Annotated in this window: 19 protein-coding genes and 1 pseudogene; 11 read left to right on the forward strand and 9 right to left on the reverse strand. The window is 60.3% G+C overall.

The features are described from left to right. Nucleotides 1–130: 130 nt before the first annotated feature. Together AMK02_RS15555 and AMK02_RS15560 are read right to left on the reverse strand one after the other, a co-directional pair. The gene (locus AMK02_RS15555; protein ID WP_064806264.1) at nucleotides 131–1,810 is read right to left on the reverse strand and encodes a formate--tetrahydrofolate ligase; all 1,680 of its coding nucleotides are present in this window, start codon (nucleotides 1,808–1,810) and stop codon (nucleotides 131–133) included. 145 nt (nucleotides 1,811–1,955) lie between these two features. After that, nucleotides 1,956–3,577 (reverse strand): annotated as a pseudogene (locus tag AMK02_RS15560) (hypothetical protein). A 331-nt stretch (nucleotides 3,578–3,908) separates the two neighbouring features. Here AMK02_RS15560 and AMK02_RS15565 point away from each other — a divergent pair. Both AMK02_RS15565 and AMK02_RS15570 read left to right on the forward strand, forming a co-directional pair. Further along, on the forward strand, nucleotides 3,909–4,634 hold the full coding sequence (locus tag AMK02_RS15565; protein WP_064804153.1) for a helix-turn-helix transcriptional regulator: 726 nt from the start codon (nucleotides 3,909–3,911) through the stop codon (nucleotides 4,632–4,634). Between the two features lie 46 nt (nucleotides 4,635–4,680). Then, the gene (locus tag AMK02_RS15570) at nucleotides 4,681–5,139 is read left to right on the forward strand and encodes a PAS domain-containing protein (RefSeq protein ID WP_064804155.1); all 459 of its coding nucleotides are present in this window, start codon (nucleotides 4,681–4,683) and stop codon (nucleotides 5,137–5,139) included. Nucleotides 5,140–5,150: 11 nt separating this feature from the next. Here AMK02_RS15570 and AMK02_RS15575 read toward each other — a convergent pair whose 3' ends face one another. The 3 genes from AMK02_RS15575 to AMK02_RS15585 form a co-directional block, all read right to left on the reverse strand. Then, the gene (locus tag AMK02_RS15575; RefSeq protein WP_064804157.1) at nucleotides 5,151–6,281 is read right to left on the reverse strand and encodes a DUF2333 family protein; all 1,131 of its coding nucleotides are present in this window, start codon (nucleotides 6,279–6,281) and stop codon (nucleotides 5,151–5,153) included. 138 nt (nucleotides 6,282–6,419) lie between these two features. Continuing rightward, nucleotides 6,420–7,493, reverse strand: a complete 1,074-nt coding sequence (locus AMK02_RS15580; RefSeq protein WP_064804159.1) for a hypothetical protein — start codon at nucleotides 7,491–7,493, stop codon at nucleotides 6,420–6,422. A 73-nt stretch (nucleotides 7,494–7,566) separates the two neighbouring features. Continuing rightward, nucleotides 7,567–8,169, reverse strand: coding sequence for a thymidine kinase (locus tag AMK02_RS15585; protein ID WP_011426320.1), 603 nt, complete (start codon nucleotides 8,167–8,169; stop codon nucleotides 7,567–7,569). Nucleotides 8,170–8,405: 236 nt separating this feature from the next. Between AMK02_RS15585 and AMK02_RS15590 the strand changes: the two genes are divergently transcribed. The 6 genes from AMK02_RS15590 to AMK02_RS15615 all read left to right on the forward strand — a co-directional run bounded on the left by AMK02_RS15590 (nucleotide 8,406) and on the right by AMK02_RS15615 (nucleotide 14,102). Continuing rightward, the gene (locus AMK02_RS15590) at nucleotides 8,406–9,362 is read left to right on the forward strand and encodes a choline ABC transporter substrate-binding protein (protein ID WP_011426321.1); all 957 of its coding nucleotides are present in this window, start codon (nucleotides 8,406–8,408) and stop codon (nucleotides 9,360–9,362) included. A 74-nt stretch (nucleotides 9,363–9,436) separates the two neighbouring features. Beyond that, a complete protein-coding gene (choW, locus tag AMK02_RS15595) occupies nucleotides 9,437–10,282 on the forward strand; it encodes a choline ABC transporter permease subunit (protein WP_011426322.1) in 846 nt (281 codons plus the stop codon). After that, nucleotides 10,279–11,331 (forward strand): choline ABC transporter ATP-binding protein, encoded by a 1,053-nt coding sequence (choV, locus tag AMK02_RS15600; RefSeq protein ID WP_064804161.1) that lies wholly within the window; start codon nucleotides 10,279–10,281, stop codon nucleotides 11,329–11,331. Before choW ends, choV begins: the two co-directional genes overlap by 4 nt. A 31-nt stretch (nucleotides 11,332–11,362) precedes the next feature. Then, nucleotides 11,363–12,112, forward strand: coding sequence for a HugZ family pyridoxamine 5'-phosphate oxidase (locus AMK02_RS15605; RefSeq protein ID WP_064804163.1), 750 nt, complete (start codon nucleotides 11,363–11,365; stop codon nucleotides 12,110–12,112). Between the two features lie 108 nt (nucleotides 12,113–12,220). Further along, the gene (locus AMK02_RS15610) at nucleotides 12,221–12,538 is read left to right on the forward strand and encodes an ArsR/SmtB family transcription factor (protein WP_064684394.1); all 318 of its coding nucleotides are present in this window, start codon (nucleotides 12,221–12,223) and stop codon (nucleotides 12,536–12,538) included. 238 nt (nucleotides 12,539–12,776) lie between these two features. Then, complete coding sequence (locus AMK02_RS15615; RefSeq protein ID WP_064804165.1) at nucleotides 12,777–14,102, forward strand: aspartate aminotransferase family protein; 1,326 nt, start codon at nucleotides 12,777–12,779, stop codon at nucleotides 14,100–14,102. A gap of 78 nt (nucleotides 14,103–14,180) precedes the next feature. Here AMK02_RS15615 and AMK02_RS15620 read toward each other — a convergent pair whose 3' ends face one another. Together AMK02_RS15620 and AMK02_RS15625 are read right to left on the reverse strand one after the other, a co-directional pair. Then, complete coding sequence (locus AMK02_RS15620) at nucleotides 14,181–15,095, reverse strand: HD-GYP domain-containing protein (protein WP_064804167.1); 915 nt, start codon at nucleotides 15,093–15,095, stop codon at nucleotides 14,181–14,183. Between the two features lie 23 nt (nucleotides 15,096–15,118). Next, complete coding sequence (locus AMK02_RS15625) at nucleotides 15,119–15,409, reverse strand: hypothetical protein (protein ID WP_064804169.1); 291 nt, start codon at nucleotides 15,407–15,409, stop codon at nucleotides 15,119–15,121. A 151-nt stretch (nucleotides 15,410–15,560) separates the two neighbouring features. Between AMK02_RS15625 and AMK02_RS15630 the strand changes: the two genes are divergently transcribed. Then, on the forward strand, nucleotides 15,561–16,664 hold the full coding sequence (locus AMK02_RS15630; RefSeq protein ID WP_064804171.1) for a branched-chain amino acid ABC transporter substrate-binding protein: 1,104 nt from the start codon (nucleotides 15,561–15,563) through the stop codon (nucleotides 16,662–16,664). A gap of 59 nt (nucleotides 16,665–16,723) precedes the next feature. Here the strand turns inward: AMK02_RS15630 and AMK02_RS15635 are convergent, their stop codons facing one another. Next, entirely contained in the window at nucleotides 16,724–17,029 is a 306-nt protein-coding gene (locus tag AMK02_RS15635; protein WP_064804173.1) for a TonB C-terminal domain-containing protein, read from the reverse strand. 144 nt (nucleotides 17,030–17,173) lie between these two features. Between AMK02_RS15635 and ade the strand changes: the two genes are divergently transcribed. Continuing rightward, nucleotides 17,174–18,871: an adenine deaminase gene (ade, locus tag AMK02_RS15640; protein WP_064804175.1), complete on the forward strand. Its 1,698-nt coding sequence runs from the start codon at nucleotides 17,174–17,176 to the stop codon at nucleotides 18,869–18,871. Between the two features lie 22 nt (nucleotides 18,872–18,893). Here the strand turns inward: ade and bglA are convergent, their stop codons facing one another. Next, nucleotides 18,894–20,615 carry a beta-galactosidase BglA gene (gene bglA, locus AMK02_RS15645; protein ID WP_064804176.1) on the reverse strand — a complete coding sequence of 574 codons (1,722 nt, stop codon included), beginning with the start codon at nucleotides 20,613–20,615 and terminating at the stop codon, nucleotides 18,894–18,896. Between the two features lie 285 nt (nucleotides 20,616–20,900). Between bglA and AMK02_RS15650 the strand changes: the two genes are divergently transcribed. Further along, nucleotides 20,901–22,481, forward strand: coding sequence for a peptide ABC transporter substrate-binding protein (locus tag AMK02_RS15650; RefSeq protein WP_064804178.1), 1,581 nt, complete (start codon nucleotides 20,901–20,903; stop codon nucleotides 22,479–22,481). Nucleotides 22,482–22,494 lie beyond the last annotated feature (13 nt).

A 22,494-nucleotide genomic window follows, 5' to 3' on the forward strand; every position in this document is an offset into this window, starting at 1 on the left:
GTTGAAGGGCTAGAATCCCGTCATCAAGCGAGAACTGGCGGGGAACGGAGACGGTGCGGAGCATATCCTCTTCTACCCTCGGGAGAAGGCAGGATCGAGAGGCCGCATCCCGTCCCTTCCCCACGCCTAATCAGAACAACCCCTCAATATAACCCTGCTCATTCAAAAAAATCCGTTCCGCTGAGGGCGATTTCGGCAGGCCAGGCATCGTCATGATCTCGCCGGTGATGGCGACAACGAAGCCGGCGCCGGCTGAAAGCCGCACCTCGCGCACCGAAACGATATGGCCTTCCGGCGCGCCGCGCAGGTTCGGATCGGTGGAGAAGGAATATTGCGTCTTCGCCATGCAGACCGGCAGCTTGCCGTAGCCCTGCTCCTCCCATGTCTGCAACTGATCGCGCACCGCCTTGTCGGCGGTCACCTCGCCGGCATGGTAGATTTTCGAGGCGACGATCTCGATCTTCTCGAACAGCGAAATGTCGTCGCCGTAGAGCGGCTGGAATTTCGCTTGACCCGATTCGGCCAATTCCACCACCTTATGCGCCAGTTCCTCGATGCCGGCCGAACCTTTGGCCCAGTGTTGGCAGAGGATCGCTTCGGCGCCGAGCCGCGAGACGAATTCCTTCACCGCCGCGATCTCCGCATCGGTATCTGTGACGAAATGATTGATCGCGACGACGACGGGCACGCCGAAGCGGCGCACATTGGCAACGTGCCGGCCAAGATTGGCGCAGCCCTTCTTCAGCGCTGCGACGTCCTCCGTGCCGAGATTCTCCTTCTTCACGCCGCCATTCATCTTCAGCGCCCGGACGGTCGCGACGACGACGGCCGCGTCCGGCTTCAGCCCGGCCTTGCGGCATTTGATGTTGAAGAATTTTTCAGCCCCGAGATCGGCCCCGAATCCCGCTTCCGTCACGACATACTCTCCGAGCTTCAGCGCCGTCTTCGTCGCCGTCACCGAATTACAGCCATGGGCGATATTGGCGAACGGGCCGCCATGCACGAAGGCCGGGTTGTTTTCCAGCGTCTGCACCAGGTTCGGCTGCATTGCATCCTTTAGCAGCACGGCCATGGCGCCGTCGGCTTTCAGATCGCGCGCATGCACCGGCGTCTTGTCGAAGCGGTAGCCGATGATGATGTCGCCGAGCCGCCGCTCCAGATCCTTGAGATCGGTGGCGAGGCAGAGGATCGCCATCACTTCGGAGGCGACGGTGATGTCGAAGCCGCCCTGGCGTGGAAAACCGTTGGCGACGCCGCCGAGAGAGGAGACCATGCTGCGCAGCGCCCGGTCGTTCATGTCCATGACACGCCGCCAGGTGATGCGGCGGATGTCGATATTCTCTTCGTTGCCCCAATAGATGTGGTTGTCGATCATCGCAGCCAGCAGATTGTGGGCCGAGGTGATCGCATGGAAATCGCCGGTAAAATGCAGGTTGATGTCTTCCATCGGCACAACCTGCGCATAACCGCCGCCGGCCGCCCCGCCCTTGACGCCGAAGCAGGGACCGAGCGACGCCTCGCGGATGCAGACGATCGCTTTCTTGCCGATCCGATTCAGCCCGTCGCCGAGGCCGACGGTCGTCGTCGTCTTGCCTTCGCCCGCCGGCGTCGGATTGATCGCCGTGACAAGGATCAGCTTGCCGTCCTTCTTGACCGCCTGCGCCGCGATGAACTTGGCGCTGACCTTCGCCTTGTCGTGACCATAGGGGGCGAGCTGCTCGGCCGCGATGCCGAGCTTTGCCCCGATCTCGAAGATCGGCCTCTTGGCCGCGGCGCGCGCGATTTCAATATCGGATTTGATGGATGGCATGGATGTCCCCGTCCCGGCCTTTCGCATGCGCGAAAGCGCTTGTCCTCGCGACTGGGATAGCGAAATATCGGCATGCTGTGAATAGCGCTCGCCCTGCGGCCGCCGCGCTGGATCATGGGAAAGCATGATGCGTAGATTCAAAATGTTACTGCGTGCCTTTCGCATCCGATAAAACGCGCGGCACTGTCGGGCATTGGAGACTTTCCTTTGCCTCTGGCCCACAGACATGCAAGCCCGGCTCTTCATCATAAGGAATGATGCCATTGATGACGCCAAGCTTGAACGCTTGAGAGGGAAGCATAATCGCTTGATCGATTGCCGTCTCGAGCATCATCGTCTGGTATGGCTCGGCACTGACGCCCATCTCGTCGAAATAGCTGAAGAATTTCGCATATTCAGTCGTCTTTGGTCTGACGAGGCCGATGGCTGAATATCCGGCGGTCCGCGGCGCTCCGCTCATCAAGACAAGAGTACAGGTCGAAAGGCAATACGCACCACTGGTAAAGACTTCGCCCTCGGTCAGCCCGCTTTCGGCGGTGCCGGCTTTGCAACGCTGGTCCTGCTTTGGACAATTCGGCAACTGCGTTCTGCCGATCGAGGTCTCCAGACCTGCAGCACGGACCATACGCCCCATAGCGAAAGCCGCATCCATATCCCCGCCATTGGACTGAAGGACGATCGGGAGTTTCCTTTCGCCGAGCCATCCGCGGAAATCCATTGTGTGCACTCCTCCCGACAATTGCCATTGGACATCAGGAGAAAATCCATGGGCCGTGTTTTCGGCAGGCTCTCGCTTGCGCCTCCGGACGCATTCTGCACGGGCGTCTCGGAAACCGGCGCCTCAGCCGCAGACGTCTTGACCGCCCGATGTCCGTGGCAGACAGCCTCGGCGGCTGCATCCGGTGCGCAAAGCGGCATTCCCGGCCACTCGCTGTAAGACAGCATGCCGGTCATGAGGCCTATTCGAATTGCCTCTGCGGGCGGCACGATCATGATGCTGTCCGGCTTGGCGCTCATCATATGATCCACCAGATCCTTATCGACCCCCATCTCCTTCAAATAGGCCATTAGGGCGATGCTGGCCTTCTTGCCGAGCTTGGTGGAGCTGCTCTGCCCGGCCGATTTGCGTCCGACTTCCTTGCGGGAGATTTCTTTCCTCCTGCCGTTCACGATCTTGTATTCGATACGGTAGGAAACGCGCACCCTGTTATAGATCGTCGTGATCTGGTGAACACCGATGAACGCCCATTGCGACGCGACACGCGACGTACCGCCCGCAAACGCCAGCGGGCAGGCGGAAAAACAATATGCGCCGTCCGAATAGGTGTTACCAAGCGCGGTCCCGTCCTTTGAGATGGCGGCAGCGCAGCGCAGATCGTCCGGCGGGCAATCCTTCAGCCTGGTGCCGCCTACCGCCGTTTCCAGACCTGCTTTGCGGATCATCCGGCCCATCGCATAGGCGGCATCGACATCACCGCCCTCGGAACGGAAGACTATCGGCGGCTTTCGGTTACCGATCTTCTTGAGGATTTTTCGCAGTTGCGCGGGCGTGTCGGAGGTTATGCGTCCCTCTGCCGATATCCATCCCGGACAGTCCTCCATGCAGAGAAGATGGTGCACGAGGATGAAGCGCATCGGCGGCTGCCCTGCCGCCTTCGGCCCGGCTGCCTGCGAGGTCGCGGCATCGATCGGCAAGTTCAACAAAAGAAAAGCAAGTACTGCCAGAGAAAACAGATGCTTGAAATGCAGGCAGAATGCAAAGCGCACGATTAAATCGCCTCAGTTATACATGTTAATACGCCTATCAATTGCATCGTGCCACAGCAAGCCAGTTTTCGGCGCCTCTCGGCGCCCAGGCTCTTCCGGCGTGATTCTCTTCCTGCCCGGAGCAGGCGGTATCCACAGCTGTCCCGCCGCAGCAGAGGTCAAAGATACCACAACGCTACTTGCGCAGGCCGCAACTCAACCGGGGCGCGCGCAGTCGTAACTATTTCTGCGCCTTTCGACCTAATCGGCTTGAGATAAGGCAATTGGGGCTAGCATCCGGCAGTGTTTGTGTATTTGATAGCGTTAACATTGAGGCTGCCGGGGCGTAAAAATGTCTTACATGACCACCTCTGAAAGACAGTCGTTGCTTTCGGCGGAACTTGCTGTTGCAGGAACGCGCGGCCTGTTTGCACAAGGACTCGGCAGAGTCTCCGCGGCCTTCGGACTGTCCTATGCGACGCTGATGCACGCTCCCTCGCCGGAAGACCTCCTCCTGAAACCGCTGCTGATCGAAAGCTCGCTTCCCGCGGCCTATATCAGAGATTTCGATCGCGCCAACATGATGCGTGGTTGCCCTTTCGGCGTACGGTTGAGGGAGTCGGCTGTGCCGCAGGCCTGGCACCTCAACGATGCCGTCAATGGACAGGCCTTTCCGGCCGAGCTGCGCGCCTTGATGCTGCGCCATGCGATACCTGCAGGCATTGCCATGCCGACCATTGCAGTCGATGGCCGGCGCCTGGTCTTCTGGTTCTGCGGCGAACGTGCGGCGCTCGGCCAGAGCGAGGTCAACGAGCTGGCGATCATCATCCTGCATGCCCTCGACGCATTCAATGCGGTCAGGCGCAACGAGGAAAATGCGCACAATGCGCTGTCGGCGCGGGAACTTGAAGTCGTGCGCTGGACGGCACAGGGCAAGACCTCGATCGAGATCGGCCAGATCCTGACGCTCTCCGATCATACGGTGAATGCCTATATGACCAATGCGATCAAAAAACTCGATTGCGTCAATCGCACCCAGTTGGTAGCAAAAGCAATTCGATTGAAGCTGATCAGCTGAAAAATCAGAAGAGGGTCAGCACGTCATCCCGTGAATTGGGGGAATCGTGTCTCTTCGCTTCGAACAGCCTGTCGTCGACAAGATAGCACAGTCCCGCGCCCATATCGGCATCACCGATGCGGAAATCGTTCAGATGGTTGCTGCCTATCGCCTTTTCGGCTTCTGGCGCATCGACATCGAAACCGGACATTTCTTTGCAAGCGAGGATGTGCACGCGATCTTCGATCTCCCCTATAGCGACCGGCCGGTCAATCTGGCCGAACTGATGTCTCGCATTCACACCGAAGACCGCAGCCTGATCGCCCAGACCTTCGAGGAGGCAAGCCTTCACGGCGTCGGCTTCCATTTCGTCTATCGCGTCGACAACCGGCTCGGCGGTTACAAGTTGGTGCGCAGCATCGGCCGCTTCCGTGACGATGCCAGCGGCGGCATCGTCGGCGTCACCTATGAATTCGTCGAGAAGCTGCGCGTCGTTGGCTTCGAGGATCATGCGGCGCGCCGCTGACGCGCAACGCTCTAACGATCGAGCACCGACCGGATCTCGACGAGGTTCGAGCGCACCCTCAAGATATAGAAGCCCATGGTCGCGAGGTGGCTCGGCATGATCCAGCCGTCTTCGCGGCCGTTCGAGATGATCGAGGGCTGGATGCGCAGTGCCGCCTGGAACTGTCGCGTGGTGCCGCTCCAGATCGCGCCGAGATTGCGTTCCTGCACCACCTGCGAGAAATCCGCCTGCGCAGCGGTCAGGATGGCGTAATAGGCATAAAGCTGGCCGTAGGCGAACCAGAACCGATCGTCGGCACGCGTGTCGAACCAGCCGCGATTATGGTGTTCCGAGCGCTCGGCGAGCATGTCGGAGGTGGCGCCGAGATCGTTTGCGATGCGGTCAATGAACTGCATCAGATTGTCGGCGCGGCCGTCGAAAATAACGTTGCAGGCGGACAGTTCAGTATTGAACTTGCGTAGGCTGCCGATCGCCGAGCGGTAGTAGGAAGGCGTCGGCGTCTTAGGCCCGAAGGGATTGAGCCCGAAATACCAGCTATATTCGTCGAACTGCAGATTGCCGCGCGCGCTCTGCAGATCGTTGTTGATGCCAGACGTGCCGCGCACGCGCCCGAGTGTATCGACAAGCTCCGCCGAGGTACGCCGGACTGCCTGGTTGATGCCGCGCTGGAATGAGGCCTTGTTGTCGAGGAAGGGCGTGTGATCCCAGTCGATCCCGAAGAAGCCCATTTTGTAGAGCAGCATGGAAGAAATCCATGCGTTCTGGTTGACGTTGAAATCGGTAAGGTCAGCCGTGACATCGACAATGGCTGAGCGCTGACAGGTCTTGGTGGCCGCTCCGCTCGCGCTCTCGGCGGACGGCAGTTCCTGCCCGGCAGCAATCTTGCGTTCCGAAAACCGGTATTGGTCGACGAAGGCGGTGTTGAAGTTCGACCAGACCTGCGTCTGCCAGAAGAAATAGCCGTAAAGTACGGCGAAGAGCGCCACGAATGCGATGATCGGCAGCCGGATCAGCCAGCTCCGGCGCTGGTACCAGCCATGCGCGGCAAGAAAGGGCCAGAAGGCCCAGGCGAAAAACAGGCGGGCCCAGCGGCCGATCGTCTGGCCGATCAGCCTGAAAAAACCGGCTATCCGGTCAAGCATCGTCGTCTCCTGTCAGGCGAGGCGAACACCGGGACATCGCCGCCCCGCTGCATGCACATATGCGCTCGTCAGGCCGAGCACAACACGAGCGCCTCGATTTTTACGAATGAAAGCAGCGCGGACGGCGCGGGGCACGGATCAGGAACGCAGGAATGGCAACCTGAAGCGGAAGGACCCGCGCGCCGTATCGATGAGCGGCGCTGCCGGCGTTTCCGGTGCCGGCTCGCCATAGGCCGGAAATTTTCCGGCGACGTCGAGGTCGGCCCGGCTCTTGCGCCGCTCCAGATCCTGGGCGACCAGCATGCCCTTCTCGAACAGCCTGATCGGGGCCGCAATATCGGCGAAGAGTTCCGGCTTGATCCTGACCTTCATGCCCGGCCGGTCGGTATCGACCTGCGCCTGATAGATGATCAGCCGCTCCTCGACATCGATCATCAGCTTGCGCAGCAAGACGTTGCAGGCACCGATCCGGCCATTCAACGAATCGACGAAAGCCTGGAACAGGCCGATGAAGCGCTCGCGCCGCTGACTGTCGTCCCGCATCTCGTGCTCCTCCGCCGAAATTCGCTCGGCCTCTGCCTTCAACGCCCGTCGCTCTGCCTCCATCTGCTCCCAGTGCGCCCTGTTGCCATAGACGCCGATGCGGCCCTGGGTCGTCAGCGCCTTGGCATTGAGCTCCTTCATCTTCAGGCGGGCGATATCGATGGAATCGACCAGCCGGCGCCGTTGCTCGACAATGCCCACGAGACCGTGTTCGGCTATCTTGTGGCGTTCGATGATCGAGGTGCGCTGGCTTACGATCAGCTTGGCGAGCGCGTCCGATTTTGCCAGGAGGTCGAGCAGCCGCTCGATGACCGGCGCCTCGCGCACGCGTTCGGTATACATGCGCCACATTCTCTGGCGCGACGTCCAGCCGGCCATTTTCTCGCGCAGCGTCAATCCGCGGAAGCTGTCGAGATCGGCCGAAACCTCCGCCGTCATCCGGTCCAATGTAAAGACCAGTTCGGCAAGCAACGCATCAAGCGCTGCGCCATCGGCGATATGGGTCTGGAAGCGCGCATTCTGTTCGAGAAAAACCTCGTCGGCCGACCGCGTTTCGTCGCTGTCAAAGCCGCGGATGCAGGCTTCGCAATAGGCTCCCTCGGCCGCAATCTTTTCGGCAAGGCCGCCTGCGGCTTCGTACTGGCTGTCGAATGGCGGAGGTTTGCGCACCTGATCTCCCCGGAGAATCTCCTACCCAAGCTAGCCGCTCCAGACGCCGAAGAAAACCGGCCCTTTCATCGCCTCACACAGGCTCGGCGATCCAGGCCCCGTTCATTTCGTCGTCCCAGTGCCTGCGGCAGAGAGAGACATATTTCTCATTGCCGCCGACATCGATCTGCGCCCCTTCATGCAGCACCTTTCCCTGCGCGTCCAGCCGCACCACCATCGTCGCCTTACGCCCGCAGTGGCAGATCGTCCGCACCTCGCGCATTTCGTCGGCGATCGCCAAAAGCTCCTGTGAGGCCGGAAACAGCTTGCCCTGAAAATCCGTCCTCAGCCCGTACACCATGACCGGGATGCCGAGTCGGTCGACGATGCGGGCAAGCTGCCAGACATGGAGGGGCGTCATGAAATGCGCCTCATCGACGAAGACGCAGGAGATCGGCGCCCCTTCGCCGCTCAGCGTCATGACCAGTCGGAACAGATCCTCGTCCGGTTCGAAGGGAATGGCGCTCGCCTCCAGCCCGATCCGCGAGCCGATGACGCCGCGGCCGGCGCGCTCGTCGAAGGCGGCGATCAGCTGCACCGTACGCATGCCGCGCTCCTGATAATTATAGGAGGCCTGCAGCAGCATCGTCGACTTGCCGGCGTTCATCGTCGAGTAGTTGAAATAGAGCTTTGCCATCCGATTTCTCCTTGATCGGCTTATTGAAAGCTCGGATTGGCAAAGAAAAGCCCCGCAACGGCGATAATCACAGGAATTGACGCCCAAAACCGGCTGAAAGCCGCGAAAACCCGCGACTGCGAAAAATCTGCAGACGTCGCAATCGCACCCGTCGATACGACGCAAACACACTGAGGTCGCTTGTCAAACTGGGTTATTGGTGATTGGCTTGGGGACCTAAAGACTGGGAGTCTAAAATGAAAACAACAAGCACATTCAAACTCGTCACTGCAACTGCCGTCGCCGCCCTCTCCGTTGCGACCGCCGCCTTCGCCGCCGATCCCGACAGCTGCTCCACCGTCCACTTCTCCGACGTCGGCTGGACTGACATCACCGCCACGACGGCGACCGCCTCCGTCGTCCTGAAAAGCATCGGCTATCAGACCGACGTCAAGGTCCTCTCGGTGCCGGTCACCTACACCTCGCTGAAGAACAAGGACATCGACATCTTCCTCGGCAACTGGATGCCGACACAGGAAAAGGACGTCCGCCCCTATATCGATGACAAGTCGGTCGAATCCTTCGGCCCCAATCTGGTCGGCGCCAAGTACACGCTCGCCACCAACGCCAAAGGTGCAGAGCTCGGCATCAAGGACTTCAAGGATATCGCCGCCCACAAGGACGATCTCGACGGCAAGATCTACGGCATCGAGCCCGGCAATGACGGCAACCGCCTCGTCATGGATCTGATCGAAAAGAACACCTTCGGCATGAAGGATATGGAAGTCGTCGAATCCTCCGAACAGGGCATGCTCGCCCAGGTCGCTCGCGCCGAGAAAGCAGGCAAGCCCGTCGTCTTCCTCGGCTGGGAACCCCATCCGATGAACACCAACTTCAAGCTGACCTACCTCACAGGCGGCGACGACGTCTTCGGTCCCGACTTCGGCGGCGCCAAGGTCTACACGAATGTCCGCGCCGGCTACCTCGGCGAATGCCCGAATGTCGGCGCGATGCTGAAGAACCTGACCTTCTCCCTCGACATGGAGAACCAGATCATGGGCAAGATCCTCGACGACGGCAAGGAGCCGGAAGCCGCGGCTACCGAATGGCTTAAGGCCAACCCGTCGGCACTCGAGCCCTGGCTCGCCGGCGTCAAGACCCGCGACGGCAAGGGCGACGCGCTGGCGGCCGCCAAGACCAGTCTCGGCCTTTGATCACATGAACGGGGCGGCTCGCCGCCCTGCTTCATTTTTGTCCGATTGTTAGTTTTTTCTGGATAGGCGCGCTCTTGAATTGGATCACCGACTCTAAGATTCCCATCGGCCCATTGGCCAAATCCTTCGTGGACTGGCTGACCTCGAATGGCGAATGGTTCTTCAACCAGCTTGCCTTTCTGTTGTCGCACGTCATCGACGGCCTGCTCCTCGTGCTGCAAAAGCCGCATCCGCTGATCGTCATCGCGGTCATTTCCGCACTCGCCTTCTGGCTGCGGCGGTCGATCGCGATCACGCTATTTACCTGCCTTGGGCTGCTGCTCATCATGAATCAAGGATACTGGAAGGAGACGACGGAGACGCTCGCGCTCGTGCTCGCCTCCACCTTCGTCAGCATGGTGATCGGTATTCCACTCGGTATCGCGGCCGCCCGCCGCGCCTGGGTCTATGCCGCCATGCGCCCGGTACTTGATCTGATGCAGACCATTCCGACATTCGTCTACCTGATCCCGGCGCTGATCCTGTTCGGCCTCGGAATGGTTCCGGGCCTGATCGCGACCGTCATCTTCGCGATCCCCGCCCCCATCCGGCTGACGCGCCTCGGCATCATCTCGACGCCGCCCTCGCTCGTCGAAGCCGCCGTCGCCTTCGGCGCGCGGCCGATGCAGGTGCTGCGCAAGGTCGAGCTTCCCTTCGCCGCGCCGCAGATCATGGCGGGCCTCACCCAGACCATCATGCTGTCGCTGTCGATGGTGGTCATCGCCGCACTCGTCGGCGCCGATGGTCTCGGCGTGCCGGTCGTGCGTGCGCTGAACACCGTCAATGTCGCAAAAGGCTTCGAAGCCGGTCTCTGTATCGTCATCCTGGCGATCATTCTCGACCGCATGTTCCGCACGGCGGGTGAAGGAGACGGCGCATGACCGCGGTAAGCTTCAAGGATGTCAGCATTATCTTCGGCGATCGGCCGGAAGCCGCCCTTGCCATGGCCGACCAGGGCAAAACGCGTGACGAGATCGGCGCCGCGACCGGCCTGGTGCTGGGCGTCGCCAATGCCTCGCTGACGATCGAGGAAGGCGAGATCCTCGTGCTGATGGGCCTTTCCGGTTCGGGCAAGTCGACCTTGCTGCGCGCCGTCAACGGGCTCGCTCCCGTGGTGCGCGGCGACGTCGCGGTCTCCACGACCACCGGCCTCGTCAACCCTTATAAATGCAATGCCAAGGCGCTGCGCGAACTGCGCACCCACACCGTCTCCATGGTGTTCCAGCAGTTCGCTCTCCTGCCCTGGCGCACCGTCGCCGAAAATGTCGGCTTCGGTCTCGAACTCGCCGGCATGCCGGAGGCCGAACGCAAGGCCCGCGTCGGTGAGCAGCTCGAACTCGTCAACCTGACGAAATGGGCGAACCGCAAGGTCAACGAACTGTCAGGCGGCATGCAGCAGCGTGTCGGCCTTGCCCGCGCCTTTGCCACCGGCGCCCCGATCCTGCTCATGGACGAGCCGTTCTCGGCGCTCGACCCGCTGATCCGCACCCGCCTGCAGGACGAACTCCTGGAATTCCAGCGGCGGCTGAAGAAGACCATTCTCTTCGTCAGCCACGATCTCGACGAGGCCTTCCGCATCGGCAACCGCATCGCCATCATGGAGGGCGGCCGGATCATTCAGTGCGGAACACCGCACGACATCGTCAAGAACCCCGCGGACCAGTATGTCGCCGACTTCGTGCAGAACCTCAATCCGATCAACATGCTGACCGCCGCTGACGTCATGCAGCCCGGCCTTGGCCAGACGGCCGCCGGCATGAGCGTCAGCGCCACGGCCCGTGCCGCAACCCCGCTCGTCGATGTCCTCGACGTGCTCGCCCGTCAGCCGGGCAGCATCGGGATCGTGGAAAACGGTACGGTCATCGGCACCATCACCGCCCAGGATATCGTCGCCGGCCTCACGCGCCATCGCCGCAAGGAGGACGCTTGATGTTTTCGATCCGCTTTGCCACAAAGCGGATATGAAAGATCAGCCGTCGCCCTTACGCGAAACCGACGACGAGGCCCGCAGGCTCGCCCGTGTGCTGTTGCGCTCCGCACGGTACGCGGCGATCGCCGTTCTCGATCCCGACACCGGTTTTCCCTTTGCCAGCCGGGTCCTCCTCGCCACCGATATCGACGGCGCCCCCGTCATCCTGGTTTCGAAACTTTCGGCTCACACAAAGGCGCTCGCAAGAGACCCGCGCGCCTCGCTGCTGGCCGGCGAGCCCGGCAAGGGCGATCCGCTTGCCCATAGCCGGCTGACGACCCAATGCATGGCGGAGCCGATTGAGCATGGTCATCGGTTCCACGAGCGCATTCGCACCCGTTTTCTCGATCGCCATCCCAAGGCAAATCTCTACATCGATTTCCCCGATTTCCTCTTCTTCCGTCTCAAACCGGAGCAGGCGAGCCTCAATGCCGGCTTCGGCCGAGCCTACCATCTCGACGGAGGGGATCTCATCATCCAGTCGCCGGCAAACGAAGAGATCGCCGCCAAAGCGGCCGAAACAGTGCGAGATTTAGTAGAACGCCATCCCGATGTGACGGAAGCCCTTGCAGCGCGCTTAAAAGCCCCGAAATCGGCTTCTTGGCGCATCTGCGGCATCGATCCGGCGGGTTTTGAGATCATTTCCGGCGACTTTTTGCTGCGATGCGAATTCGAAACGCTCGCTGTGGATTCCGATCACATTTGTTCAAACATATCTAAAATAGCATACTCGATACCTTAAATTTAGGTATATACAATCTTCGAGCCCAGTTGCTAATTTTGCCGCGGGTTCCGGCAGACAGCCCTTACCAGATAGATGATGTACGTTTCGCATTAGGAAGATAACAATATGGAAACCCCCGATTTGGCTGACCACACGAATGTGGCGGCAGCACTATTGTCAGCCATGGCCAATCCCAAAAGATTGCTGATCCTGTGCAGCCTGGTGAAGGGTGAAGTCGCCGTCGGCGTGCTTGCCACACAAGTCGGCCTCAGCCAGTCGGCGCTTTCACAGCACCTTTCGAAACTGCGCGCGCAGAAGCTGGTCAAGACCCGCCGCGACGCCCAGACCATCTACTATTCGAGTACTTCCGAGCCCGTCATGAAGATCCTGGCGACGCTCGAAGACATCTACCTCGTTCCGAGCAGAAGCAGATCCGCAGCCTGATGATAGCGCTGACATAAGCGTTGGCCGCTGCCGCGCCGAAGGAAATGCTCACACGAAGTCGCGGCACGTATTCCAGCAGGTGAACTCAAAACGACCGGCAAATCTCGCGATTTGCCGGTCGTGCTTTTGTCGGGACTTTTCTCGTTGACGCGTTGGGAAGCCCTGATAATTTGACCGGGCAGTAAAAATTCGGGCGACAAGCCCCCGGGAACGGGCCGCCAACGGCCAGGAGAACAGCATGTCCAACCGCCTCAATGCACCGAACGATCTTCGTGCCTTCTGGATGCCATTCACGGCAAATCGCCAGTTCAAGAAGGAGCCGCGGTTATTCGTCGGCGCCAAGGACATGTATTATACCACCCATGACGGTCGTCAGGTGTTGGACGGTACCGCTGGCCTCTGGTGCGTCAACGCCGGCCACTGCCGCCCGAAAATCACCGAAGCCATCCGCGAACAGGCGGGCGAACTCGATTACGCGCCGGCTTTCCAGCTCGGCCATCCCAAAGCGTTCGAACTGGCGAACCGCCTGGTCGATATCGCTCCGGAAGGCATGAACCACGTCCTCTACACCAATTCCGGTTCCGAATCCGTCGAGACTGCCCTCAAGGTGGCGCTTGCCTATCACCGCGTGAAAGGTAACGGTTCGCGTTTCCGCCTGATCGGCCGCGAGCGCGGTTATCACGGCGTCAATTTCGGCGGCATCTCCGTCGGCGGCATCGTCGCCAACCGCAAGATGTTCGGCACGCTCCTGACCGGTGTCGATCACATGCCGCACACCCACCAGCCCGGCAAGAACAACTTCACCCGCGGCGAACCCGAGCATGGCGGCGACATCGCCACCGAACTCGAGCGCATCGTCACGCTGCATGACGCCTCCACCATCGCCGCCGTCATCATCGAGCCGGTGGCCGGCTCCACCGGCGTCCTGATTCCGCCGAAGGGCTACCTGCAGAAGCTGCGCGAGATCTGCACCAAACACGGCATCCTTCTGATCTTCGACGAAGTCATCACCGGCTTCGGCCGTCTCGGCGCCCCCTTCGCCGCGCAATATTACGACGTCAAGCCCGACATGATCACCACCGCCAAGGGGCTGACCAACGGCGTCATTCCGATGGGCGCGGTGTTCGTCACCTCCGAGATCCATGACGCCTTCATGAACGGGCCGGAGCACATGATCGAGTTCTTCCACGGCTATACCTATTCCGGCAACCCGATCGCTTCCGCTGCAGCCCTCGCCACGCTCGACACCTACAAGGAAGAAGGTCTGCTCACCCGCGCCGCCGAGCTTTCGGATTATTGGGCCGACGCGCTGCATTCGCTCAGGGACTGCCCCAACGTCATCGACATCAGGAACACCGGCCTGATCGGCGCAATCGAACTCGACCCGATCGCCGGCGAGCCGACGAAACGCGCCTTCACCGCCTTCCTGAAGGCCTATGAGAGCGGGCTTCTGATCCGCACCACCGGCGACATCATCGCACTCTCCCCGCCGCTGATCATCGAGAAGCAGCATATCGACGAACTCTTCGGCAAGCTGAGGACCATCCTTCAGAACAACATCTGAAGACGCTCACGAGGCTCAGTACCAAAGACCCGCGATGGACAATGTTCTCGCGGGTCTTTTCGTCTGAAAATGCAAACCTCAGCTCACAGAGGCGACGGAAAGGCAGAGTGCGAACTTTTTCAGGAGCTGGCGATCGAAATGCCCCTCGGCGCCGAACATCCATTTCAGTGCCTGGCTGGCACTCCACGGCGCCTTATATGGCCGCACAGAGGTAATGGCGTCATACACATCGCAGATCGTGGCCATCCGCGCGTGGAGGCTCACCTCGCTGGCGGGCAAACTGCGCGGATAGCCTTTGCCGTCGATACGTTCGTGATGATTGAGGCATACGTCGAGAACGATGTCCGACATGCCCTCCTGCCGCGACAGGATCGCGTGCCCCTTCTCCGGATGGCCCCGAAGTAAGCCGATCTCATCCTTTTCCAGGGGCCCCGTCTTGTTCAGCACCTCAAGCGGAACTTCAAGCTTGCCGACATCGTGCAGCAAACCCGCGGTGCCGAGCATCTGAATTGTATGCTCGTCGAGTGCGAGATGGCGGCTGAAAAGGATCATCAGCGCGCTCACCGAAATGGAATGCAAAAAGGTTACCTCGTCCTTTGATTTCAGGCGCGTGACGCTCAGGAACACCGCGGGGTTCTCATCCATCGACTTGGAGACGGACGAAATCACCGGCGCCACGTGATCTATGCTGACTCCATCGCCGTTTCGCAGCTTTACGAAAGCCTCTTCCAACAACTGCACTGATTTCTGGACGGTCTCTCGCGCGGCCTGAATGTCGATCTCGACGTCACGGCCCGGCAGGCCGTTGGTATCGAGCCCCTTGCTGGTATTGATGACGACGCTGGCAGTGCCGCATTTACGAATTCTTGCAGCATCGACTTCGCGCCGCAGGGAAAATCTGCGCTTGCACAAAAACGGATCCTGCCACAGGCCCTCGATAACCTCCACAAACATTCCGATACACACCTGACCGGCGTCGATACGCTTGAGCATCAGATCTCTGTTTCCCGATAGGTCTATCTAATTCTTTGTATAGTTCTCTGTTTCAATACGGCGGTATTCGGGGTCTCCTGGATACTACTGCCATTGGCCAAACTATCGGTTAATAGGAAAGTTAAAGACAACCTTACGGATGTAATTTTGTCCGGGGGCAGGCCGTGACCATTCGCCACCTCGCCGTTGAAAACCATGCAAAAACCGAAGGAATTGATCCGTTCCGGCTGAATTTTCGGCCGGATCAGCCGAATTTCCTTCCATTTTGTTATGAACTTGCGCAAGCTCATCAAAATTTCTAGAAATCTTGCCATGAGCCCTCCCCGAGTCAAACATGGCCGGCGGGTTCGCTGATCGCACCGTTACCGGTCGTCCTTGGCCCAGCCTCTGGAGGCTGTTGAATGATCGGGAAAGCCGGCGCGGCACATCATCGCGGGTCGAAGACCCCATCCAAGGAGACAGACAATGACCCTCAAGACATTGACGGCGGCCCTCGTCGCGTCACTGGCCTTTGCGCCCCTTGCTCATGCCGATATCACCATCGGCCTGATCGCGCCGCTGACCGGCCCCGTCGCCGCCTATGGCGACCAGGTGAAGAACGGCGCTCAGACTGCCGTCGATGAGATCAACAAGAAGGGCGGCATTCTCGGTGAGAAAGTCGTGCTGGAACTGGCCGACGATGCCGGCGAACCGAAGCAGGGCGTTTCCGCCGCCAACAAGGTTGTCGGCGACGGCATCCGCTTTGTCGTCGGCCCGGTGACATCGGGCGTTGCTATCCCCGTGTCGGATGTTTTGGCTGAAAACGGCGTGCTGATGGTCACCCCGACCGCCACAGCCCCCGACCTCACCAAGCGCGGCCTCGCCAACGTGCTGCGCACCTGCGGCCGCGACGATCAGCAGGCCGAAGTCGCCGCCAAATACGTGCTGAAGAATTTCAAGGACAAACGCATTGCCATCGTCAACGACAAGGGTGCCTACGGCAAGGGTCTTGCCGACGCCTTCAAGGCGACGCTGAATGCCGGCGGCATCACCGAAGTCGTCAATGACGCGATCACACCTGGCGACAAGGATTTCAGCGCGCTCACCACCCGTATCAAGTCCGAAAAGGTCGACATCGTCTATTTCGGTGGCTACCACCCGGAAGGCGGCCTGCTCGCCCGCCAGTTGCATGACCTCTCCGCCAACGCGATGATCATCGGCGGCGACGGCCTCTCGAATACCGAATTCTGGGCGATTGGCACCGATGCGGCAGCAGGCACGCTGTTCACCAATGCGTCAGATGCCACCAAGAATCCGGACTCAAAGGCTGCCGCCCAAGCGCTTACCGCCAAGAACATCCCGGCCGAAGCCTTCACGCTCAACGCCTACGCCGCGGTGGAAGTTCTGAAAGCCGGCATCGAAAAGGCCGGCAGCGCCGAGGATGCCGAAGCCGTCGCGGCTGCTCTGAAGGGCGGCATGGAGGTTCCGACCGCCATCGGCAAGCTCACCTACGGCGAGACCGGCGACCTGACCTCGCAGAGCTTCTCGCTCTACAAGTGGGAAGGCGGGAAGATCGTCGCTGCCGAGTAGTTCACGGATCTCGTGAAACAGGATCGGGTGCCTTGCGGCGCCCGATTTGTATTTGGGCGTCAGTTCGTCTTCTTCAGATCACCGCGCATGTAATCCTCCAGCGTGGTTGGTGTAGTGAGAACCAATGGCTGGCTATAGGTTCTATCGGGCAGAGGTCTTGGAACGATTGTATGGAATTGGGCAAGGACACTACGCTTGAGGCTCGCATCCATAGCCTCGCTTCCAGACGGCTTTGCCAACGTGACGCTGGCGACCTTTCCGTATTTGTCAGTCTTGAAGGTAACCGAATTTTGCGCGGTCTTCGTCGTTTCACAACCGCTCAACAAAAGAACAGCCGCACAGGCGGCCGAAATAATTGCTTTCATATCATGACCTTGAGTTGGGAATTAGCATCTGTATTCTGGCTTCACTAGCATTGCCACGGTCAAGTCGGAAGCGGCCCGAAATATAACCAAGAGTTTTTCCGCGCTTATCACAGCAGCAGCAGAAACCAGTCGAAGAGGTAGACCATGACCACCAAGCTCGAACGTCTCATCGACCAGGGTGTAGGCCGTATCCCCGCCGACATCGTGCTGAAGGGCGGCAGCTTCTTTGATCTCGTCACCGGCGAAATCGTCCGCTCCGACATCGCCATCGGCGCCGACCGCATCGTCGGGACTTCAGGCGACTATAGGGGCGAGACCGAGATCGATATATCTGGCAGAACAGTCGTTCCCGGCTTCATCGACACACATCTGCACATCGAATCCTCGCTGGTGACGCCGCATGAATTCGATCGCTGCGTCGTGCCCTATGGCGTCACCACCGCCATCTGCGATCCGCACGAGATCGCCAATGTGCTCGGTGCCGAGGGCATCGAATTCTTCCTCGAATCCGCGCTGGAGACGATCATGGACATCCGCGTCCAGCTCTCCTCTTGCGTGCCGGCAACGCATCTTGAAACTTCGGGCGCCGACCTGCCAATCGGGCGCCTGCTGCCCTTCCGCGATCATCCCAAGGTGATCGGCCTTGCCGAGTTCATGAATTTCCCCGGTGTGATTCACAAGGATCCCGTCTGCATGGCCAAGCTCGACGCCTTCCAGGGCGGCCATATCGACGGCCACGCGCCGCTTCTTTCCGGCAACGACCTCAACGGCTATCTCTCGGCCGGCATCCGCACCGAGCATGAGTGCACGAGCGCCACCGAGGCGCTGGAAAAGATTCGCAAGGGCATGCACATCCTGGTGCGCGAGGGCTCGGTCTCCAAGGATCTCGCCGCGCTGATCCCCATCATCACCGAGCGGCTTTCACCTTACCTCGCGCTCTGCACCGACGACCGCAATCCGCTCGATATCGCCGAACAGGGCCATCTCGATCATATGGTTCGCACGGCGATCGCGAGCGGCGTCGAGCCGCTCGCCATCTACCGCGCCGCCTCGATCTCTGCCGCCCGCGCCTTCGGCCTTAGAGACCGCGGCCTGGTGGCGCCGGGCTGGCGCGCCGATCTCGTGGTTCTCGACAGCCTGCAAAGCTGCCGTGCAGAGATGGTTTTTTCCGCCGGCCGCCGTGTCACCGACGCACTTTTTGCCACGCGCAAACCGGTCGCCCCGATCGGTCTCGACAGCGTCAAGGCCCGGCCGGTCAATGCCGCCCATTTCGGCGTGCCGGTCGCCGAGGGCGAAACATCGGTCATCGGCGTCATGCCCGGCAAGATCATCACCGAGCATCGCCGCTACCGCCTGCCGACCAAGGGCAACGAGACGACGGTCGATCTAATCAACGACATCATCAAGGTCGCCGTCATCGAGCGCCACGGCAAGAACGGCAATCATGCCAATGGCTTCGTCCAAGGCTTCGGCCTGAAGAAGGGTGCGATCGCCTCCACCGTCGGCCATGACAGCCACAATATCTGCGTCGTCGGGGTCAACGAGGACGACATGGCGCGCGCAGCGAATCGCCTCGGAGAGATCAAGGGCGGCTTCGTCGTCGTTGAGGACGGCAAGATCACCGGCGAAATCGCCCTACCCGTCGCCGGCCTGATGAGCATCGAGCCTTACGAGACAGTGCGCGACACGCTGCACAATCTGCGCCAGGCCGCCTTGGCACTCGGCGCCACGCTGGAAGAACCCTTCCTCCAACTGGCCTTCCTGCCGCTGCCCGTCATCCCGCATCTGAAGATTTCCGACCGCGGCATGGTGGACGTGGACAAGTTCGCGCTTATCGGGTGAGTAGCGCCGGGGTTGGGGATGCTTACTGCCAGGCCTCCGGCAATTCACCCTCGACAGGTTTCGCAACGGGCACCCTCCCGAGCAGCTTCGAAAGGCCACCAACGCGCGCACAAAACCCGTCCAGCGCCCCAAGCGTCACCGTTCCGGCATCGTCCACAGCCTCGTAGCCCGGCATGGCCAAGGGCTCTCCGAATGCCATGCCGTCAGGCAGGCGGAATTCCGCCGGTTTGCGCGTCAGATTGAAAACGAACAGCAGTTTCTCTCCGTCCTTTTCGCGGGTGAAGGCGAGCAGGTCCTGATTGGTGCCGATGAAGGTCATCTCGCCGTCGATCAGCGCGGGGTGGCTCTTCCGGAAGGCCAGCGTCCGGCGGTAGTGGTGCAGTACCGAGCTGTCGCTATCCTCCTGCGTATCAACGGAAAGCGCAGCCTGCTCGTAAGGCACCGGCAGCCAGCTCTTTTCAGCCGAGGTGAAGCCCGCATGCGCCTTGCCGGCCTCCCAGGGCATCGGCGTGCGGCATCCGTCGCGGCCTTTGAAGGCCGGCCAGAAGCGGATGCCGTAGGGATCGCGCAGATCCTCGAAGGCAAGCTCCGCTTCCGCTAGTCCGAGCTCTTCGCCCTGATAAAGGCAGATCGAACCGCGCAGCGCCGCAAGTACCGAGATCGCGAGCTTGGCGATAACCGGCCGCTCCTCCTCGGTCAGTGCAAACCGGCTGACATGGCGCATGACGTCATGATTGGAGAAAGCCCAGCAGACCCAACCGTCGGTCACCGATTTCTGGAAGGCTTCAACGCAGCCGCGGATATGCGCGGCGGTGAAATCAGGCCCCAGCAGATCGAAGGTGTAACACATGTGCAGCTTGTTGTCGCCGCTCGTATAGGCGGCCACCGTCTTCAGCGAGCGAGCACCGTCGCCGACTTCGCCGACGGTCGTGCGATCTTCATAGCGGTCGAGCAGCGCCCGAAAACGCTTGAGGAAGCCGATATTTTCCGGCTGCGTCTTGTCGTAGAGGTGGTTCTGCATGCCGTAAGGATTGGTGTCGGGCGCATCAAGGCCCCCATCACTGGTATCGGGCTCGTGCGGCGGATTGCTTCTGAGCTCTCTGTCGCAGAAATAATAGTTAACCGTGTCCAGCCGGAAGCCGTCGACACCGCGGTCGAGCCAGAACTTTACCGTCTCCAGCACCGCCTCCTGCACTTCTGCGCTGTGGAAATTGAGATCGGGCTGCGAAGTCAGGAAATTGTGCTGGTAATATTGCCGGCGCACGCCATCCCATTCCCAGCCCGGGCCGCCGAAGATCGACAGCCAGTTGTTCGGCGCCGTCCCATCGGGCTTCGGATCGGCCCAGACATACCAGTCCGCCTTCGGATTGCTCCGGCTCGCCCGGCTCTCGACGAACCAGGGATGTCGGTCGGAGGTGTGCGAGATCACCTGGTCGATGATGACTTTGATGCCGAGCCTGTGCGCCTCGGCCATCATCTCGTCGAAATCGGCGAGCGTGCCGAAAATCGGGTCGACATCGCAATAATCGGAGACGTCATAGCCCATGTCGGCCATCGGAGACTTGAAGAAGGGTGAAAGCCAGATCGCATCGACGCCGAGGCTGGCGATATGCGGCAGCCGGCGGGTGATCCCTTTCAGATCGCCGAGCCCGTCGCTGTTGGTGTCCTGAAACGAGCGCGGATAGACCTGATAAATCACCGCTCCGCGCCACCAGTCCGCATTCCCGTCTGCCTGCAATGCCATCGGCTACATCTCCTGCCTCGTTTGCGCTCGACACACTAAAGCGGACGAAACAAAAGACAACCACGTGAAGCCGTTATGAATGGAGCCGAAACCGCCGCGACGCTTCGTCGCGATCCAACAAGAGGGAGCCGTATATAGGCTTGTCCACAACCGCAAACCAGCCTCCGGATTTGGGGTTGCAACGCAAAGCCTTTGCGATAAGGTGCGCACTGACCTGCACGTAAAAGGTCAAACCCGGGAACAAATGTCTAATAAAGGCGCAAAGCCTAGGAAGGTGGACCCACGATGAACCATTTCGCGAAAAAATTTCTCGCCTCCGCAATGCTTGGCACATTGCTGGCGTTTTCGGCTCAAGCGGCGACGCTCAACATTCACAATGGTGGCGACCCGCAGTCACTCGATCCGCAGAAACTTTCAGGCGACTGGGAGAATCGCATCGCCGGCGACATCTTCGAAGGCCTCGTCACCGAGGACGCCAAGGACAATCCGGTCCCCGGCCAAGCCGAAAGCTGGACGATTTCGCCCGATGGCAAGGTCTACACCTTCAAGCTTCGCGACGGCATCAAGTGGTCAGATGGCCAGCCGGTAACGGCAGAAGACTTCGTCTTCGCCTTCCAGCGCCTCGTCGACCCGAAAAACGCCGCCGACTACGCCTATCTGCAGTTCACCATCAAGAACGCCGAAAAGATCAACAAGGGCGAGATCACCGATCTCAGCCAGCTCGGCGTCAAGGCGATCGACGACAAGACCCTCGAAATCACCCTGGAAAATCCGACTCCCTATTTCCTCAATGCGCTGATGCACTACACGGCCTATCCGCTGCCGAAGCATGTCGTCGAGGCGAAGGGCCAGGATTGGGTCAAGATCGGCAACATCGTCACCAACGGCCCCTATAAGCCGGTCGAATGGGTTCCCGGATCGCACGTCACAACAGTCAAGAACGACCAGTGGTACGGCACCAAGGATCTGAAGATCGACGGCGCCAAGTTCTTCGTGCTCGAGGATCAGGAAGCCGCGCTGAAACGTTACCGCGCCGGCGAATTCGATATCCTCACCGACTTCCCGACCGACCAGTACGAATGGATGAAGAAGAACCTGCCGGGCCAGGCGCATGTCGCCCCCTTCTCCGGCCTCTATTATTATGTCGTCAACTCGCAGAAGCCGCCCTTCAGCGACAAGCGCGTCCGCCAGGCACTATCGATGGCGATCAACCGCGAAGTGATCGGACCACAGATCCTCGGCACCGGCGAACTGCCGGCCTACTCCTGGGTACCGCCGGGCACTGCGAACTATGGCGAGCCGGCCTATGTCAGCTGGAAGGACCTGCCCTATAAGGACAAGGTCGCCGAGGCCAAGAAGCTGCTTGCCGACGCCGGCTTCGGCCCAGATAAGCCGCTCCACGCGGTCCTCAGCTACAATACCAATGACAATCACAAGCGCATCGCCGTCGCGATCGCATCCATGTGGAAGCCGCTTGGCGTCGATGTCGAGCTCGTCAATGCCGAAACGAAGGTGCACTACGACCAGATGCAGCGCGGCCAGGTGGAAATCGGCCGTGCCGGCTGGCTTGCCGATTACAACGATCCGGACAACTTCCTGAACCTGCTGGTAACAGGCGTCCAGATGAATTACGGCCGCTGGTCTAACCCCGATTACGACAAGATGATCAAGGACGGCAACGCCGAGACGGACCTGAAGAAGCGCGCCGAAATCTTCAAGAAGGCCGAGCAGCTGGCGCTGGATGAATCCGCCGCCCTGCCGATCTATTACTATGTCTCGAAGAACGTCGTTTCGCCGAAGATCGAAGGCTTCGTCGACAACATTCAGGACATCCACCGCACGCGCTGGCTGTCGATGAAAGAGTAAGGGAAAACGGTCC

This window comes from Rhizobium sp. N731 (assembly GCF_001664145.1).
Classification (GTDB): Bacteria; Pseudomonadota; Alphaproteobacteria; order Rhizobiales; family Rhizobiaceae; genus Rhizobium; species Rhizobium esperanzae.

Coding starts and splice junctions, on each gene's coding strand:
- AMK02_RS15555 (WP_064806264.1), bottom strand. CDS start 1,810: ATGCCATCCATCAAATCCGATATTGAAATCGCGCGCGCCGCGGCCAAG.
- AMK02_RS15565 (WP_064804153.1), top strand. CDS start 3,909: ATGTCTTACATGACCACCTCTGAAAGACAGTCGTTGCTTTCGGCGGAA.
- AMK02_RS15575 (WP_064804157.1), bottom strand. CDS start 6,281: ATGCTTGACCGGATAGCCGGTTTTTTCAGGCTGATCGGCCAGACGATC.
- AMK02_RS15585 (WP_011426320.1), bottom strand. CDS start 8,169: ATGGCAAAGCTCTATTTCAACTACTCGACGATGAACGCCGGCAAGTCG.
- AMK02_RS15590 (WP_011426321.1), top strand. CDS start 8,406: ATGAAAACAACAAGCACATTCAAACTCGTCACTGCAACTGCCGTCGCC.
- choV (WP_064804161.1), top strand. CDS start 10,279: ATGACCGCGGTAAGCTTCAAGGATGTCAGCATTATCTTCGGCGATCGG.
- AMK02_RS15605 (WP_064804163.1), top strand. CDS start 11,363: ATGAAAGATCAGCCGTCGCCCTTACGCGAAACCGACGACGAGGCCCGC.
- AMK02_RS15610 (WP_064684394.1), top strand. CDS start 12,221: ATGGAAACCCCCGATTTGGCTGACCACACGAATGTGGCGGCAGCACTA.
- AMK02_RS15615 (WP_064804165.1), top strand. CDS start 12,777: ATGTCCAACCGCCTCAATGCACCGAACGATCTTCGTGCCTTCTGGATG.
- AMK02_RS15620 (WP_064804167.1), bottom strand. CDS start 15,095: ATGCTCAAGCGTATCGACGCCGGTCAGGTGTGTATCGGAATGTTTGTG.
- AMK02_RS15625 (WP_064804169.1), bottom strand. CDS start 15,409: ATGGCAAGATTTCTAGAAATTTTGATGAGCTTGCGCAAGTTCATAACA.
- AMK02_RS15630 (WP_064804171.1), top strand. CDS start 15,561: ATGACCCTCAAGACATTGACGGCGGCCCTCGTCGCGTCACTGGCCTTT.
- AMK02_RS15635 (WP_064804173.1), bottom strand. CDS start 17,029: ATGAAAGCAATTATTTCGGCCGCCTGTGCGGCTGTTCTTTTGTTGAGC.
- ade (WP_064804175.1), top strand. CDS start 17,174: ATGACCACCAAGCTCGAACGTCTCATCGACCAGGGTGTAGGCCGTATC.
- bglA (WP_064804176.1), bottom strand. CDS start 20,615: ATGGCATTGCAGGCAGACGGGAATGCGGACTGGTGGCGCGGAGCGGTG.
- AMK02_RS15650 (WP_064804178.1), top strand. CDS start 20,901: ATGAACCATTTCGCGAAAAAATTTCTCGCCTCCGCAATGCTTGGCACA.